This window comes from Verrucomicrobium spinosum DSM 4136 = JCM 18804 (genome assembly GCF_000172155.1).
Lineage (GTDB): Bacteria > Verrucomicrobiota > Verrucomicrobiia > Verrucomicrobiales > Verrucomicrobiaceae > Verrucomicrobium > Verrucomicrobium spinosum.
On sequence record NZ_ABIZ01000001.1, the window covers coordinates 541,131 to 557,083 of the forward strand.

The window sequence follows — 15,953 nt, forward strand, 5'->3', positions numbered from 1 at the left end:
ATCTACAGAGGGGGGAGTTATTTCTTTTCTGCGCTGCCGCTGAGTGGCACCAGCTTCTTGAGAAAGCTCATGGCCTCTTCCAGCTGGGGAAGCGGGGGAATGGCAAGCGGCTCGGAAGCCGGCTGTTTTCCGGCCTCTACCGGGGGCTGACCTGACAGCGGGGGCGCGGGATGAGTTGCGCCCGGCGGCTTTGCCTGGCCCCGGTCATTTTGAGCCAGCTGACTGGGGGCTTGTGCCGCAGTCTGGGCGACTTCTGGGAACTCTGTGGCCACCACTCCCCGGGCGGTTTCCGCCTTCTCTTTCTCCCATTGGTTCACGGTATTGGCCTGCCCTTTCAGGATGGACCGCACATAGGGACGCAGATCCACAGGAATCGTCAGAGTACGGGCGGGCAGTCCGGTGGGCTTCTTCTCCACCCACACCAGTTCAATGGCGCGTGAAGAGATGGCACCGACCCGGAGGGAGAGCGTCTGCTCCGGCAGGACTTGGGGAACATCCTCGCCGGGTTCCAGCACCATGTCCCCCAGCATGACCCGCAATCCTCTCTGGCCGGGGGAGACGCCGACCACGCGCAACTTTGCAAGCCGGTCGCGAATCTCGTTCTCCTCCGTCGTTCCATTGGCGTCCATGTTCTGGACGCCTTGATTGACCTTGGTGAACGGGTTGCGCTCACCTTCCTTCACCTGCTCGCTGGTCTTCTGATTGGGCAGGATCAGGGAGTACTTTACATCCACGGGTTTTTCCTCACCGGGCGCGGCGGCGTCCGGCATGAAGTTCTCCTGGGCAGGGGCTGCGACGCATGCAACCGCCAGCACGAGGGCGGGCGCAGGGCGCAGGACGGATTTCAGGAAACGATGCAAGAAGGCTGCCTTCATTTCTTCACCTCCGGATCGGCCTTGAGGTTCACCATCGGGATGTCAAAGTTGATTTCCATGTTGATCTGACGGCCGCTTTCCCCCTGGCGGATTCGGCACACGGCGATGCGGGCCAGCGGCAGGCGTCGCTCCAGCTCGCCGAGCCAGTTCATGGTCTTGGCATAGTCATCCTGCACGACCAGAGTGCCCTGCAGGCTTTTCGGCACCAGGGGGTTGGCGCGGTTCTCCTTCACTTCAAATTTCTGGGAGACGGTAAGGATGTGACTGTTTCTGACGATGCTGAGCAAGGCCTGCTCTGCCTCCTGGCCGGTCTGGATCTTCAGCAGTTCCGGCTCCCATTGTTTGAGGAACTCGCGCAGCTCGCGGGTGTCGTACTTGGTGCGGATGAGGGCGGTTTCCGCGACAGTACGCATCGTTTGGGCATTGGTGGCAGAGGACTCCGCACTCTCGGCCTCCTCACGCATGGCCTTGGCACGCTTTTGGAACATTTGTGCTCCGTAGGTGATGCCGGCCACGATCATCATGAGGATCACGCAGGCTATTTTCTTGCCGTTCATGGTGGGTTGTGAGTGGAGCGTGAAAGTCTAGAACTGCTGCCAGACGAGCATGGATTTGTATTCCAGAGCCTCGCCGGCCTTGGCCTGCTGGCTGTTGAAGGGGCGGTAGTTGAGCAGTCCCACTGCCGCCTGAATGCGCGAGACATCCTCCAGGGTGCCATTGTTGAGCAGCACCGTCAGGCTCACCTGCTGGGGCAGCTCCAGGCTCCGTTCCAGGGACATCTCGGAGATCGTGATCTCTGGCGGCAGGCACCGGGCGATGGCGACGCTGATGGGCTGCAGGCTGCGTGTGCCCTCGATCCACTGGGCCATCTTCTCCGCCTTGAACTTCTCTTTCAGCACCCCTGCCGTCTCTGTGTCGAACTGCATGCGGGCCGTTTCATGTTCCGACTGGGCCTGCGTCCATTCATCCCGGCTCGCGAGGGCGTTGCGATAGCCCAGGTACGAAGTGACGCCCAGGTAGGCACCGCCGAGCAGCACCACGTAGAACATCACCGGCACCAGCATGAATATCTGGGGGAGGCGCTGGGAGCTGTCCGGGCGCGGGCTTTTAAAGTCGTGGCAGAGCTGGTGCATGGGGAAAAGGAATGCAGGTAGAAGGAAACAATGCGCTAGTTCAGTCCGATGGCTGACCAGATCTGGTCCTCAATGGTGAGATCCTTCCCGTCCACCCTGGACAGGAGTTCCATCATGGCGGCGGCAAACTTGGGGTCATTGCCGTCGTGCACAAAATACACCGGCGTGCCGGGCTGGGCTTTCTGGATGAGGGGGGCGATGATCTGGATCATGGCGTCCAGGCTCTCAGAGCCGATGCCGCTGCGGCAGCGGAGGTCTGTCCACTGACCGGCCTGCTGGACGAGCGCGGCGATGGATCCTTCACAGCAGACGATGAGAACAAAGCTGCCGTTGGGATCGGATTTCGGGTCGTTGCAGAGCTCTGCGAGCTTCTGCTCCAGGAGCGCAAAGAGACCGCAGCAGATGCGGCCGGCCTTGAGACCGTTGGCCTTCAAGACCTCCTCCGTCGTCTTCACCATGGAGTCATCGCAGGCAAGAAGCAGCGTGGCCGGCGAGTGCAGGTGGTGGAAAAGGGCGTACCTCTTGCCACGGTCAAACTTGGCTCCAAGAACCGCACGCGGATTGGTGCGCAGCAGCTCGTCGCTGTTATTGCGGCGGCTCAGATTGTTCTCCAGGGAGATGATGAAGCGGTTGTTGATGGAGACATTGACCCAGCCACCCTCCGTGAGAGAGCGCCATTCCTCGGCCCTTTGAGGGGCCACCTCGGCGAACTCGCCCTCGCTGTTGCCGGCATCCTGGAAGCGCCCCTTTTTGGTCAAGCCCCGCCAGGAGACATGGCCGCGGCTCACATTGAGCAGCAAGCTGCGCCGTCCCTGAAAGCGCTTGTTCCATGCGACTTCTGCGTCGTCTGGCTCAGGCCGGAAGGCGGCGAAGGACAGCACACTTTTGATGTCATCAAGCAGCGGCATAGGAGGAGAGAAGCTGTTCTTTCTGGAGGTAGTCGAGCACCTCGTTTTCTGTGAAACCCGTGGGGCGGTTGAAAGCGGGTTTCCAGCCTTCGTACTCCCGCTGCTGGAGGCTGCGGTCGAAGCTGATCATCCCGCGGGTCATGCCAGCCTCGAGCTCGTGATCGAGCTTCTTGAATTCGCCACGGCGGATGACCCCGCAGACGGAGTCATAAGGCAGGAGGAGTTCGTGAATGGCGAAACGACGTTGCTTCTGGTCGTCCGCCAGCAGGCGCTGGCAGAGGATGCCACGGAAGGAGTCGGCAAAGGAGAGCATGGCGTTCTCCAGCCGTTCAGAAGAAATGAGTTTGAGATAGCGCTGCACCGTTTGTGCGGCGCTGGAGGTATGCAGCGTGGCGACCACAAGGTGGCCGGTTTCAGCTGCCTGGAGGGCAATTTCAGCGGTTTCACCATCGCGTATTTCCCCCACCACGATCACATCAGGTGCCTGGCGCAACGCGGCGCGCAGGGATGTGCCGAAGTCTAGCTCATCACTCCCAATCTCGCGCTGGGAGATGAGGGAGGGCAGCCCTTGGGGATAGAGATACTCGATCGGATCCTCAAAGGTGATCACATGCTCCTGGCGGCGTTTGGCCCGCTCCAGCACCAGCGCGGCAATGGTGGTGGACTTGCCGCTGCCCGTGGCTCCGCAGACGAGGAAGAGCCCGTTCTTCGCCTCCAGGAACGATTTGATGGCCGGCGGCGGAAGATAGATGTTCTCCAGGGTGGGGATGTTTTCTGGCAGAAGGCGCAGCACCCAGCGGGAGCGACCGCGGGTGGAGAGGCGGTTCACGCGGTAGCGACGCCCGCCCATGCTCACCGCATAGTCTTGGGTGCCCGGCTTCGCCTCAATCGCCACCGTGGGCTCATAAGTATAGACGTCATAGTAGAGCTTGCCATTGAGCCGGTACACCAGCGGCTCCCACGGGGTGATGTAAAAATCACTGATCCCTGAGTTCTGGGAGATTTGCAGGATGCGCTGTCCCAGGATGCTGCGCTCGTGGATGTCGTCTTGCGGAGTCATGCAGAGAAGGGGGAAAGTGAAATTGGGGGGGGGCTATTTGTTGCTCACGAACTTGCCCACCAAGGCAGCACGGGCAGAGGCGCCCTCGTAGATGTAGAAGGTGTTTCCTGACACCACGCCTGAGTCCGCATCCAGGCTGACGAGCCGGACCTGCAGGGTGTAGGTGACCCCCCCTGTGGTGACCTTGAAACTGGTGGTGGGGTTCTGGACCGTGACGGTGTCCGCGCTGGCCAGGCGGTCACTCGTGTTGGGCGTGCTCACCATCGTGAAGTTGATGTCGATGGTGCCGCTCTGCGTCACCGGCTGGGTGAGCGCCATCGTGAGCCGCAGGGTTGCGCTGGTGGCCTCCGAGTCATTGAAGGTGGTTCCATTGAGAATGATCATTTCCCCCAGGTTGAAGTCGGTGTTGGCCGTGGCTCCTGAGAAACTGCTCCGGTTGAAGTCCATCCGGTTCTCCACCCCGGCATCCAGGTACTGCCCGCCGCCCAGGTCCAGCCGGGTGTCCCCGTGGCTTACGGTGATGCTGTCCGGGTCAGTGTTGTCCGTGGTGTGCTTCAGGTTGCTGCCGCCCGCGATGCTTGTCCAGATGGGGGTGTGCGAGCCTGTGAAGCTGGCCACCAGCTTGTAGTAGGTGTCGGAGTCAGAGCTGCCGTCTTTGTACAGGAGCGGCAGCGTTGTGAAATTTTTGGACTCGATCTTGTCCCCAGACACTACTGGAATCGGCCCCGTGTAGTCAGTCCACGAGCCGCTGTTTTTGCGGTAGCGCAGCACGCTTCCCACGGAGGGGGCACCATTCGAGTTGATGGTCACCGTCGCGGGGAAGTTGGCCTCAGAGTAGGTGGCGCCGTTTGGCTGGTTGATGGGCTTGGGCAGCGTCGTCGGGGTCGTCGCACCTGTCGTGCCGCCGCTGGTGGTGCCACCAGACGTGGTGCTCCCAGAGGTGGTGCTTCCGCTGGTGGTACTGCCACTTGTTGTGCTCCCAGAGGTGGTGCTCCCGCTGGTGGTGCTGCCACTTGTTGTGCTCCCAGAGGTGGTGCTTCCGCTGGTGGTGCTGCCACTTGTTGTGCTCCCGGAGGTCGTGCTCCCGCTGGTGGTACTCCCGCTCGTCGTCTCCGTGGGCGGAGCGATGGTGGGGTCAAAAACGTTGTCTTGAAGACTCAAAGTGGCATTCGCGGGGTTGAGGAACGCGTTGTTCCGGTTGTTCCCGTCCGGTGCCCACACCCAGCCGTTGGCACCATTATATTGCATGGTGGTCCGCGTACGGCTTTCTGTGGGGTAGAGTGTTTCCGCGAGCGCATCATCAAGGACAAAGTCGGACACTCCCGCCGCCCCGGGGGCGCTGACGATGTCAAACCTCTTTGTCGTTGAGTTCCACAGGGCTCTGGGTGCGGAGGTGGACGCTTCAGTGCTGTTTTGCACCCTGGCTGCCAGCCGGATGTCCACATACCGCCCGGTCAACGCTCCAGCCTGGAGCTTTGCATCGGCATTCGTCCTCACCGTCTTCAATTTGTCCACCACGCTTTGGGGGGTGGTCGCACCTGCGAGGGATCCTCCATCTGCCACATAAAGGGAGATCAGGTTGTTCAGCTTGTTCACGTCCACCTTCAGCTTTGTCTCCTCCGCCGCGATCTTGGTGCCAGCCATGTTCACCACGACCACAGCAGCCAGCACAGAGGTGATGGCGATCGCCAAAATCAGTTCCACCAGCGTGAAGCCGGGTCGGTTCTGATTTTTATGTCGATGATTGGCGAGTGACATGATTCACAATATTGACAATGAGTGTGAAATCTCAAGCTTTTTGATAAACATTTTATGGTATTTGTATTTTGGACGGGTAGAGCATATTGCTTTTTTGAAAAAGCACGCTTTTCAATCATCCAGAGAGACAAACTGAGCTTAGTCGCGGGACCATTCTAAGGAAATCCCCGCAAATGGGTGATGATTAGGGGGTCGGACGCGTCCGGAATCTCGCAAAAATTAGATTATTCACGGTTAATATTAAAAGCCCTTTACAAATTGGCCGTCGAATCCATAATTGTCATAGCTAACACCACCACTATGCAACACCTCCACCGCTCATGGCTTTGCTTTAGCCTCCTTTTCATGGGCTCGCTGCTCCCTGTCGCTGGGCAGGATGTCAGCCTCATGCGGCTGACCTCACCCCAGTATGAGGCTGAGGCCGCCAAGCTCCGGTCTCTTCCATCCCGCCCGTACGAGTTTTCGAAGGCGATGCTGGGTGATGTGATCCGCTTTCTTGCCACGGATGCAGGGATGTCCTTCTTTTCGCTACCGGATGGCAGCCCTGAGGCGGACCGTTTGATCACCTTCACGCTGAACGCGAGCCCCTTTCAGGCGCTGGAGACGTTGTGCAAGGCCAACGGTCTGGCGCTGGTGCCTGATGGAGGCATCTGGTATGTTCGCTCGGCGGATGACAAGGAGCTCATCGGAAAGGCCTACCTGGTGAAGCACAACTCCATGGAGAGGGTCTCCAAGATTTCCGCAGGCGGCGGCAGCGCCATCAGTATGCCGCAGTCGGGCTCAACCAGCGGTGAAGGCGGGAGCGGTTCTGGGAATGTGACGTCTGGCGGGGTGGACCTCCAAGGTGCCCGCGAAACCTTCCGGACAGAGCGGAGCGAATTGATCAACGACATCCGCGCCATCCTCGACCTGGGGCCGGAGAACGGGAGCAGCGGAGGCGGCGGCATTGTCGCTCTTGCTGGTGCGGGATTCTCAGAGCCCACCGCAGCAGCTCCCGCAGGACCTGCAACCAATGGAGTGCCGCTGGATATCTATGGCAACATCCGCAAGCCCAAGGTGCTGTGGAAGTCGGACTCCAACACGCTCTATGTGGTGGCGACCCGGTTGCAGCACATGTGGGTGGAAGGCTATCTCGCCGCAGCCGACAAACCCCAGTCGCAAATCGCCATTGAGGTGAAGTTCTTTGAAACCAGCCGTGATCCAGCCAAGGAGTTTGGGGTGGACTGGTCCGGCACCTTTGGCCAAAGCGGTCTCTTTCGCCAGGTCGATTCGGTGACGTCAGACCCCGAGACGGGGCAGCAGACCGTCAACACAACGAACATTGCCCAGACTGAAGGCGGATACCGCGCAGACCTCTCGAACTTGCTATCCCTTGGCAACCTGAATGAGGCGAAGGCCTTCCTGGCCCCCTCCACCGCAGTGCTGAGCGCCCAGGATGTGAACATCAAACTGCGCGCCATGCTCAAGGACCAGGAGACCAGGACGGTGAGCTACCCGCGCATGGTGACGACGAACAACCGCGAGGTGGTGATCCGCAGCGTGGTGAACCAGCCGGTGTTGGGAGGATCTGCATCCACCAGCCTGGGCACAGGCTCCACGACGACATCGTCCATCAGCTACCTGCCCATCGGCACGGTCATCAACATCCTCCCAAAGCGTATGATGGATGACAAGATCAACCTGAACCTCGCCATCACCGTCTCCAGCATCATCGGTACCGAGGTGATTCAAGGGAATCCCTATCCCGTGGCTTCGAGCCGTGTGTACAGCGCCCCGGTGGAGTTGAACAACGGCTACACGGTCGCAGTGGGTGGCCTGGACGAAGCTCGTGAGCAGGAAGGTGAGCAGGGCATTCCGGTTCTAGGAAAAATACCCATCCTTGGGTACGCCTTCAAAACCAAGGGCAAGGCAAAGAATCACAAGAACCTCATGATCTTCATCACGCCCTCCCTCATTGATGTGCGCGATGGCGGTCTGCCGGAGAAGCCCCAGTCGGTGCTGCCTCGCAAGCCGGAGGAACTCATGCCCAAGACTCCACGCATTGGAGAAGACGGCGGACTGGTTGGAGGAATCAACGCCATCCCGGGAGGCATCCTGTTCCTGCAACGCAGCAGCGACGAGATCAAGCAGACCATTCTGGAGGCCCGCGGCACCAAGGAGGACTATGCCCGTGTTGATGAACTTGAAGCCGCTGTGAAGAAGCTTGGCGCTGAAGTGGATCACTATCTGGCCGCGCAGCCAGACAAGTGGGAGGAGCTCAACAAATACAAGTGGCAGATTGCCGGTTTGCTGGACGATGTGAAAAAGCACCGCCGGGCGCTCTTCAAGAAGAGCTATTACTGAGCAGGAGCTTTTCCAGAACAGATTTCCTGGTCGAGTGGGCCAGGAGTGGTGCTGCGGGTGCAGCACCGTCCGGCGGACGTTTTTTCGGGCGCGGTGTGTGGAAGATGGGTTCCCAGCGCTGCCTTTGTGGCTGCGTTCGTGAGAACGCGGAGGAGTGTGTGGGCGGTGACGTGGTGAGAGGCAATGGTGCGTCGGGGGGCCGGGCGTACTGAACGCATTCTGACGAATGCATCCACGAGCATCCAAGCGCTGCCTTTGTGGCTGCGTTCGTGAGAACGCGGAGGGGTGTGTGGGCGATGACGTGGTGAGAGGCAATGGTGCGTCGGGGGCCGGGCGTACTGAACGCATTCTGACGAATGCATCCACGAGCATCCAAGCGCTGCCTTTGTGGCTGCGTTCGTGAGAACGCGGAGGGGTGTGTGGGCGGTGACGTGGTGAGAGGCAATGGTGCGTCGGGGGCCGGGCGTACTGAACGCATTCTGACGAATGCATCCACGAGCATCCAAGCGCTGCCTTTGTGGCTGCGTTCGTGAGAACGCGGAGGGGTGTGTGGGCGATGACGTGGTGAGAGGCAATGGTGCGTCGGGGGCCGGGCGTACTGAACGCATTCTGACGAATGCATCCACGAGCATCCAAGCGCTGCCTTTGTGGCTGCGTTCGTGAGAACGCGGAGGGGTGTGCGATCTCGCAAAAGCGTTATGACATCGAACCTTGATCGTTCGATCTCGGAACGAGGGTGGTGACTCCATCCATCTAAAAAAAGAAGCGCCGCAATCGCGGCGCTTCGAAAGGGTTCAGATGTTGATACGGGTTACTTCAATGTCCCGGCGAAGAGCTCCTTCATCGCCTCCCAGGATTTGGCGTCGGCTTCGGCGTTGTAGGCGGCGCCTTTGCTGACATCGTCACCGGCGTGCTTCTGGGTGAAGGAATGCACGGCACCGGGATAGGCCACGAACTTGTACTTCACACCGGCGACTTTCATCTCGCTGTGGAAGGCTTCGACTTCGGCGCCGGGAACGAAGGGGTCATCCTCACCATGGCAGACGAGCACCTGGCCTTTGATGTTCTTGGCATCTTCCGGCGTGGGGGAACCCAGGCTGCCGTGGAAGCTCACCACCGCTTTCACCGGGGTGCCGCTGCGGGCCAGTTCGAGGGCGCCTGTGCCGCCAAAGCAGTAGCCGATCACGGCCATCTTGCTGACATCGGTGTGCTCGTTCTGGGCGAGCAGATTGAAGGCGGAGGTGAGGCGTTCGCGATAGAGTTTGCGGTCATTCTTGTACTTGCCCGCTTCCTTGCCAGCCTCAGGTGGCTGGGGGCGGATGCCCTTGCCGTAGATGTCGGCGACGAAGACATTGTAGCCCAGCTCAGCGAGCATGCGGGCCCGCATTTTTTCGTAGTCGCTGGGGCCGGTCCACTGGTGCACAATCAACACTGCGGGGAGTTTGCCGGTTTTGGCGTCGTCATAGACGTGCCAGCCTTCGCAGGTGGTGCCGGCAGACGTGTATTCCACCGCGGTTTCTTTGATTCCAGCCTGGGTGTTCATCGGAGTCAACACGAAGACGGTGCACAGGGCGGCCAGAAGGCCGGAGAGAGGCAAGGTTTTCATCGGGATATCAAGGCGGCATCCAGAGGGGATGGCAAGCAACTTGCGCCACGCCATCGCGACTAAATTTTCCCCGTGCAGACATCCAGTCTGACACTCCGGGGCGTATGCGCCCCCCGCCCCCGCTGTCCACAAAAAGGCCGGTGTTCGCTGGGAACACCGGCCTCAAGTGTTGTCAGAGTTTCAGGAAGCAACCTTGGGGTGCCGGCCTACCTGGAGGCCGCTTTGGGTGCTTCCTTCGCGGCTGGTTTCAAGGGCGTTTTCAGGTCATCTGCGGTCCAGGCCTTGGTGCGGCCAGCATTGGCGGTGCGGATGGCATTGATCTCCTTGGCCGAGACCGGGGAGGCGGTGTGATCCCACTCGCGGCGCATGTAAGTGAGGACGTTGGCGATGTCATCGTCCGTCAGGTGAGGCAGCGGTGGCATTTCCAGATGCCAGGTGCGCCCGCTCACGGTCACAGGGCCGCTCAGCCCGTGCATGATGATGCGAGCGGGGCGGTCCACGGGGCCGGTGACCCACTCGGAATCCACCACGGGCGGGGCCAGTCCTTCCAGGCCCGTGCCGCCGGGTTGGTGGCAGGCGGCGCAGAGTCCGGCGTAGATGAGCTTGCCTTTCTCAAACTGGGCCTGTTGATCGGCGGTGAGCGGCTTCACCACTGGCGGCGGGGGCACGCCGGGTTTGCCGGGCCAGGCGAGCGCTTTGTCCACCGTGGTGAGCAGGGTCTTGGCCGCCTTGTTGCCAGCGAGTTTCGTGGACAGGGCGGTCAGAGCGGCGGGTTGGGCCTCCAGGTAGAGAAGTTTGCGCGGCTGGGCCTTGGCCTTCTTGTCCAATGGGGTGCCCGCCATGCCGTTCAAGAGAGCCAACTGACGGGGACTGTTGGGGGCCTGGGCGGCGACGACTTCCAGCAGGCCGCTGACTCGGGCCGCTTTGCGTTCTGTGGTGATGCAGTTGGCGAGCACCTGGACGAGGCCGCTGGTCACGAGGGTGTCCGTCTTGCCCGCAGGTTCCGCGAGGAGGGCTTGCAGGAACTCCAACTCACGACCGCGCAGGCCGGAGGTGATGGCGTCGTTGAGCAGCGGGCTGCCGCCTTTCTTCAAGAGGGTCAGCACGGCCTTCATCGCGTCCGCACCAGGCTGGGCGCTGAGCTGTAGCGCCAGCTGCACCCGCACCTCGGCGCTGGAGTCATTGAGCATCTTGTAGAGCTCTGGCATCACCAGGAGGTTGGCCAGACGCACGCCAGCCACGCGCACTTTCTCGTGTGAGTCTTTGAGGGCGGCAGTGAGCACCTCCGGGGTGAGGGCCTTCAATCCTTCCAGCGTCCAGAGTGCCTGGACTCGAGCCTGGGGCAGTTCCGCTGTGGCCGCGATCTCTGCGATGGCGGGAGCCAATGAGGCGTCGCCGCGCTCCACGAGCACGCGCTGGGCGGTGTCGCGCACATGACCATTCGCGTGGGCCAGAAGCGCCACGATACCTGCCGACTCCTTGGGCAGTCTCACTGCCACCGGGGCAGGCTTGTCCTCGGGGACGATGCGGTAGATGCGGCCCAGGTTGACCGGTTGCTCCAGTTTGCGGGCCTCAATGTTGGCCACCAGGTAGTGGGTGAGGAAGAACTTGTGCTGGATGATGCCGCGCGCCATGTCCACGATGTAGAGGGCACCATCGGGACCATTGTACGCATTCACCGGGCGGAAGCGTTCGTCCGTGGAGGTGAGGAACTCCGTCTCCGTGTAGGCGTTCTTTGCGCTCAAGACGCCGCCACTTTCGCTGAGCACGAGCCGTTTCACCAGGTAGCCGCAGGGTTCAGGAATGAACGCGTTGCCGCGGAATTCCTTGGGGAAGAGGTCGCCGCGATAGATGCCGGCACCGCAGGTCCCGGTGACGGTGGCCAGGCGGCCGTCAGGGCGCAGTTGTTTCTCAGTATAGCCGCGGTTCACCCCGGGGGTCGGCACGGCAGGCCAGGTGGTCTGGTCCTTCATCACCTGGTAGTTCAGCGCCAGGCGGTCGGTCAGGTTCGGGTTGCGCTCATACACCGCTGGCGGGAGGAGGTCGCTGCGCAGGAGATCGCTGTTGTAGTTGAAATAGCGCCGACCCCAGTCGTCCTGGGTCAGGCCCCACTGGCCACCGCTCTTGGTCGGCTCGGAGGTGAACTTGCCCTGGCTGTAACGGATGCGCTGACCGTAGCCAGCGCTCCAGATGAGGTTGTCCATGCACCAGGTGGGAGAGTTGGCCATGTGCTCCGGCTGCCCGCCCGCAGTGCCATAGCTGCCGCCGATGACTTCCTGTTTGTCAGCCACGCCATCGCCGTCCGTGTCATGGTAGAAGGTCAGATTCGGCGGTTCCGCGACAATGGCCCCATTCCCCAGCGCCATGACCCCTCGGGGCATGAGGAGCTTGTCCACGAAGACCGTGTACTTGTCCATCCTGCCATCGCCGTCCGTGTCTTCGAGCCGCTTGATTCGACCGATCGGCTGGTCCTCGCCCGCGCCGTTCACATCGTTCATGTAGCCGCGCATCTCCACCACGTACAGGCGGCCCTGGTCGTCCCAGCTCATGGCCACGGGGGACTCCACCATGGGCTCTGCCGCCACGAGCTGCACTTTGAAGCCCTTGGCCACCTTGATCGCCTTCACCGCTTCTTCCGGGCTCAGGACGGGCGGCGGAGGCAGCTTGAATTTGAGCTCCACGGATTCTGGCCCGCGATTCTTGGTGCGGTCTTCCTTGGGGGCCGCTGTCGCAGGCGGGTTGGGTTTGGCAGCCTCCTGGGCTGGCGAGGTGAGTGTGGCCAGCGACAGGGCGACCCCGGTCAAGGGCATGGCAAGGGAACGGATGCTCATTTGGATGGATCAGATGACTACAACAATGGCAAGAGCGGGCAGATTGGGACCAGAGAACAGCGCGCCGATGGTGGATTTGGACATTCCAATCCTCCAGCAGACCCGCCTGGGGGCGGCACGGGTCACATATCGGCCAGCAGATTCCCGCTGTTTCAGCCGGATCGCAAGAAATGAGCCGGGCTTGCCAGATTTAGCCGCTTTGGGTTCAGTCCGTGCCTTTGCGCCGACGGAAAATGGTCTCTACCACATTGCGGACGTATTGCTCATCGCTCAGCCCGTGGATCGTTTCTTCGGGGAATTTGACCAGCTCGCGGAAGTGGGTGGCCAGATTCTCAAAAAGGGTGATGCGTGCTTGGGGGGTGAGTTCCTCCCGACGGACCAGGGCATTGAGCGCCACCTGCGCCTCCTCTGGTCCCACCTTCTGGCGAAGTCGCGCTTCCAGGTGGGGGTGGTCGCGCAGGGAGTTGTACTTGCCCGCCAGGACGGAGGCCACATCCGGTGGTGTCGTCTTGAGGGTGCGCACTACCACTGTGCCTGCCGCCAGGTCCCCAAGGCGCTGGGAACGGGGCGTGAACAGGGCCACAAGCCCGCCCACCGCGTAGAACAACGGCAGCATGTCCACGAAGCGCAGGAGATTGCGCACCACCACTTGGGAGGGGCGCAGCTTCAGCCCGCTCTCATCCATGACGCGGAGGCCCATCACCTTTTTTCCCAGCGTCTGGCCCCGCCAGAGCAGTTCCATCGCCATGCGGGCTCCCTCCATGCACACAAACTGGATCAGAATCGCCAGCCCCACGCCTGTGTCTCCCCCGAGGAACTGCATGGCGCGCAGGATTGGGGCGATGACGTTCATGGCGGCCATGATGGCTACGAAGTCAATGAAGAACGCCACCGCCCGGGTGAAGGGGCCGGCCAGGGGGAGGGAGAAGGATACACCCTCCGGAGTGGCGATCTGCAGCGTGGCGGTGCGGCTGGCGTTCATGGCAGGGCGCGTCGAAAAGGAGCAAAAAGAAACGGGTGTCCGTGAGGTCAGGCGGCGGGTGTCGAGGTGGCGCGACGACCGCAGAGGAAGAGGAAAGCGGCCAGTCCGACCAACTCCACAGTACCGAAGGTAATCTTCACCCAGTAAGGGAGCACTGGGGCATGGTACTGGGAGAAGAAGGCCTCCACGATGCCCGCCCACACCAGCATGACGGCGGCACCGCCTGCCAGGGTGGCCAGATCCGGGGTGATGAGTCGAAGTCGCTTCCGCAAACGGTGAGGCGTGCCCCAGCCGATGAGGGCGCGTCCCAGCACCAGCCCGCCCTGGCCCGCGACCAGGATGGCAGGGATCTCAATGGAACCGTGCGGCAGCAGCCAGCCCAGGAGGAACACGACCTGGCCGTCCATCACATAGTCCACCGCCACGGCGCCGAGAATGACACCGTTGTAGAACAGCAAGACTACGGTGAGAATCCCGAAAGTGATGCCAAAGGCCAGAGCCCGCAGGGAGACGGTGATATTGTTCTGCATTAACTCGGCAGAGAAGCTCGCCTTGTGCCCGGACATACGGTCAAATTCGGTGGGTCGTTCCTCCCGGGCCACACGCTGACTGGGGGTCTGCTCCACCAGGTGGCCGAACTGGGACGGGAAGATCGCTTCACGCCCCTCTTGGCCATGCAGGACGAGAATCCCTCCGAGCAGCGCCCCCACGAAGGTGAGGATGACCGCCATGTTGAAGCCCCAGATCTGGCGACGAAAGGTGTCAGGAAAAGTGCGGGTGAGCCAGTGCCAGGGTTTGAAGTGTCGGGGATTCCGGGTGGCGGAGTGGATCTCTGCGTAGCCAGTACCCACCAGATTCTCCAGGTAGGCTTTCAACTCGGGCTCGGCGGAATATCCCTGAATGCGGGCGAGGTCCGCCGAGGCGCGCTGATAGAGGGCCAGCAGATGGCGGGAGTACTTCAAGTCTGAGAGGGAGGCCAATCCTTCGCGCACCCGCCCCAGCTCCCGCTCCAGTTCCTGCCAGACAGGGCGTTCCCGTTCGATGAAAGTCTTGAGATCGGCGATCATGGGTGCGTTTCGGTCCGGGGCTATCGGAGCTAGATGAGCTGGCGCTTCTTCACGCGCAGGTATTCGTTCACCACATCCGCCACCAAGTTCTCCTGGAGGGAGGAGGTCAGGTGCACCCCGCGCTGCTTGAGCACCCGCGTGGTTTCCTGAAGATCATTCCACAGTAGCTGGCCCGCCAGGCGACCATAGAGCTCCTCGTCGTTCTTGATTTCATCGCCCTTGCCAAAAAGGGGGGCGATCTCCTTCTGCCCCAGCATGTGGGTGAGCACCACGTGGCGGCGCGCCACCAGGCTCACGCCTTCCACAAACTGCTCGGACAGCCAGGGTTCACCCAGATCTGTGAGGAAGATCATCAGGGAACGGTGACGCAGGCGGTTGCCGATGTGGATGAAAACGTCCTCGTAGTCCGGGCTCACGGGATCGGCCTGCAGGGTGTAGAGAACGTCCCGGATGGTGTTGTAGTGACTGCGCCCACCCCCGGCGGGGATGATGCGCTGCACCCGATCGGAGAAGACGATGAGGCCAAATTTGTCCGTCTGCTGCTCGGCAGCCAGAGCCAGCACGAGTGTGGCCTGGATGAAGCGTTCCAGATGCGTCTTGGCCAGGAATCCGGCCTCCTGTTGCTCGGCCAACTGGTCCAGCCGCCGGGCGCTGCGGCGGGACGCATCGATAGCCACGTACACCTCCTGCGTGCGCTCCAGTTGAAACATCTTCGTCACCGGGAAGCGGCGCTTGGCCGTGCCCCGCCAGAAGATGTCATCGTAGCTGTCGCCCGGGGCATACTCCCGGAGCTGCTCAAACTCCCGCCCCTTGCCGATCTGACGCACATGGTGAATGCCGATGACTCCCCTGCGGAAAAAGAGAGGTGCCAGCACGTTGCGCTCCCTCGTCAGGTCGGGGTACACGCGGAACTCCGTCTTACAGGGCAGCGAGCGGCGGGCATGCCAGAGGCCCAGGCGCGAGCGGCCCTCCAGGTGCACCCGGTGGATGAGGTGATTTCCGCGCTCCACGGCCTTCAGATTCCAGGTCAGGCGGGTGTTTTCCAGGTCCTTCTTGAGTGTGGGATTGAGGATGGGGCGCTCACTGTCCAACCCCTCCGGGAAGCCCAGACCCACGCGCAACCAGCTGCAGCGCCCACCGGGATTGGTGAGGGTGGCTTCCATCACCAGTTCGCGCCCCTTTGAGGTGCGGATCGTCTCGGGGAGCTTCACTTTTAGCGCCTGCAGAGAGGCGGCGGCACTGGGGGCGTCCAAGGCCACCATGAGCAGCAGCAACACGGCCACACCCAGCATCGCCGCCACTGGGGCCTCGGCAAGACCCAGCAGGGCAAAGAGCGGGATGCCCAGAATGCCGGTGAAAAGTAGCAGGCGGTTGGAGGGGACGAGCATGG

The 15,953-nt window shown here is 61.5% G+C and carries 12 protein-coding genes; 1 reads left to right on the forward strand and 11 read right to left on the reverse strand.

From position 1 onward, the window contains the following. Positions 1–17: 17 nt before the first annotated feature. From VSP_RS02030 to VSP_RS38790, 6 genes are read right to left on the reverse strand one after another with little or no spacing between them, the layout of a single operon-like run. Positions 18–875, reverse strand: coding sequence for a hypothetical protein (locus tag VSP_RS02030; RefSeq protein ID WP_009958389.1), 858 nt, complete (start codon positions 873–875; stop codon positions 18–20). Next, the gene (locus VSP_RS02035) at positions 872–1,432 is read right to left on the reverse strand and encodes a hypothetical protein (RefSeq protein ID WP_009958390.1); all 561 of its coding nucleotides are present in this window, start codon (positions 1,430–1,432) and stop codon (positions 872–874) included. Before VSP_RS02035 ends, VSP_RS02030 begins: the two co-directional genes overlap by 4 nt. Positions 1,433–1,459: 27 nt before the next feature. Beyond that, positions 1,460–2,008 carry a hypothetical protein gene (locus tag VSP_RS02040; protein ID WP_009958391.1) on the reverse strand — a complete coding sequence of 183 codons (549 nt, stop codon included), beginning with the start codon at positions 2,006–2,008 and terminating at the stop codon, positions 1,460–1,462. A 35-nt stretch (positions 2,009–2,043) separates the two neighbouring features. Further along, positions 2,044–2,916, reverse strand: a complete 873-nt coding sequence (locus tag VSP_RS02045; protein WP_009958393.1) for a hypothetical protein — start codon at positions 2,914–2,916, stop codon at positions 2,044–2,046. Beyond that, complete coding sequence (locus VSP_RS33430) at positions 2,903–3,976, reverse strand: type IV pilus twitching motility protein PilT (protein ID WP_009958394.1); 1,074 nt, start codon at positions 3,974–3,976, stop codon at positions 2,903–2,905. Before VSP_RS33430 ends, VSP_RS02045 begins: the two co-directional genes overlap by 14 nt. Before the next feature lie 33 nt (positions 3,977–4,009). Beyond that, complete coding sequence (locus VSP_RS38790; RefSeq protein WP_009958395.1) at positions 4,010–5,734, reverse strand: choice-of-anchor K domain-containing protein; 1,725 nt, start codon at positions 5,732–5,734, stop codon at positions 4,010–4,012. A gap of 345 nt (positions 5,735–6,079) precedes the next feature. Between VSP_RS38790 and VSP_RS02060 the strand changes: the two genes are divergently transcribed. Beyond that, a complete protein-coding gene (locus VSP_RS02060; RefSeq protein ID WP_009958396.1) occupies positions 6,080–8,077 on the forward strand; it encodes a type II secretion system protein GspD in 1,998 nt (665 codons plus the stop codon). Between the two features lie 811 nt (positions 8,078–8,888). Here VSP_RS02060 and VSP_RS02065 read toward each other — a convergent pair. The 5 genes from VSP_RS02065 to VSP_RS02085 all read right to left on the reverse strand — a co-directional run bounded on the left by VSP_RS02065 (position 8,889) and on the right by VSP_RS02085 (position 15,951). Continuing rightward, the gene (locus VSP_RS02065; protein ID WP_157210689.1) at positions 8,889–9,683 is read right to left on the reverse strand and encodes a dienelactone hydrolase family protein; all 795 of its coding nucleotides are present in this window, start codon (positions 9,681–9,683) and stop codon (positions 8,889–8,891) included. Between the two features lie 206 nt (positions 9,684–9,889). After that, positions 9,890–12,514 carry a PVC-type heme-binding CxxCH protein gene (locus VSP_RS33440; RefSeq protein ID WP_009958400.1) on the reverse strand — a complete coding sequence of 875 codons (2,625 nt, stop codon included), beginning with the start codon at positions 12,512–12,514 and terminating at the stop codon, positions 9,890–9,892. A gap of 205 nt (positions 12,515–12,719) precedes the next feature. Then, entirely contained in the window at positions 12,720–13,496 is a 777-nt protein-coding gene (locus VSP_RS02075; protein WP_009958401.1) for an RDD family protein, read from the reverse strand. 47 nt (positions 13,497–13,543) lie between these two features. Then, positions 13,544–14,563, reverse strand: a complete 1,020-nt coding sequence (locus tag VSP_RS02080; RefSeq protein ID WP_009958402.1) for a stage II sporulation protein M — start codon at positions 14,561–14,563, stop codon at positions 13,544–13,546. Between the two features lie 29 nt (positions 14,564–14,592). Then, the gene (locus VSP_RS02085) at positions 14,593–15,951 is read right to left on the reverse strand and encodes a DUF58 domain-containing protein (RefSeq protein WP_009958403.1); all 1,359 of its coding nucleotides are present in this window, start codon (positions 15,949–15,951) and stop codon (positions 14,593–14,595) included. Positions 15,952–15,953 lie beyond the last annotated feature (2 nt).

Coding starts and splice junctions, on each gene's coding strand:
- VSP_RS38790 (WP_009958395.1), bottom strand. CDS start 5,734: ATGTCACTCGCCAATCATCGACATAAAAATCAGAACCGACCCGGCTTC.
- VSP_RS02085 (WP_009958403.1), bottom strand. CDS start 15,951: ATGCTCGTCCCCTCCAACCGCCTGCTACTTTTCACCGGCATTCTGGGC.
- VSP_RS33430 (WP_009958394.1), bottom strand. CDS start 3,976: ATGACTCCGCAAGACGACATCCACGAGCGCAGCATCCTGGGACAGCGC.
- VSP_RS02035 (WP_009958390.1), bottom strand. CDS start 1,432: ATGAACGGCAAGAAAATAGCCTGCGTGATCCTCATGATGATCGTGGCC.
- VSP_RS02040 (WP_009958391.1), bottom strand. CDS start 2,008: ATGCACCAGCTCTGCCACGACTTTAAAAGCCCGCGCCCGGACAGCTCC.
- VSP_RS02075 (WP_009958401.1), bottom strand. CDS start 13,496: ATGAACGCCAGCCGCACCGCCACGCTGCAGATCGCCACTCCGGAGGGT.
- VSP_RS02060 (WP_009958396.1), top strand. CDS start 6,080: ATGGGCTCGCTGCTCCCTGTCGCTGGGCAGGATGTCAGCCTCATGCGG.
- VSP_RS02030 (WP_009958389.1), bottom strand. CDS start 875: ATGAAGGCAGCCTTCTTGCATCGTTTCCTGAAATCCGTCCTGCGCCCT.
- VSP_RS02065 (WP_157210689.1), bottom strand. CDS start 9,683: ATGAAAACCTTGCCTCTCTCCGGCCTTCTGGCCGCCCTGTGCACCGTC.
- VSP_RS02080 (WP_009958402.1), bottom strand. CDS start 14,563: ATGATCGCCGATCTCAAGACTTTCATCGAACGGGAACGCCCTGTCTGG.
- VSP_RS02045 (WP_009958393.1), bottom strand. CDS start 2,916: ATGCCGCTGCTTGATGACATCAAAAGTGTGCTGTCCTTCGCCGCCTTC.
- VSP_RS33440 (WP_009958400.1), bottom strand. CDS start 12,514: ATGAGCATCCGTTCCCTTGCCATGCCCTTGACCGGGGTCGCCCTGTCG.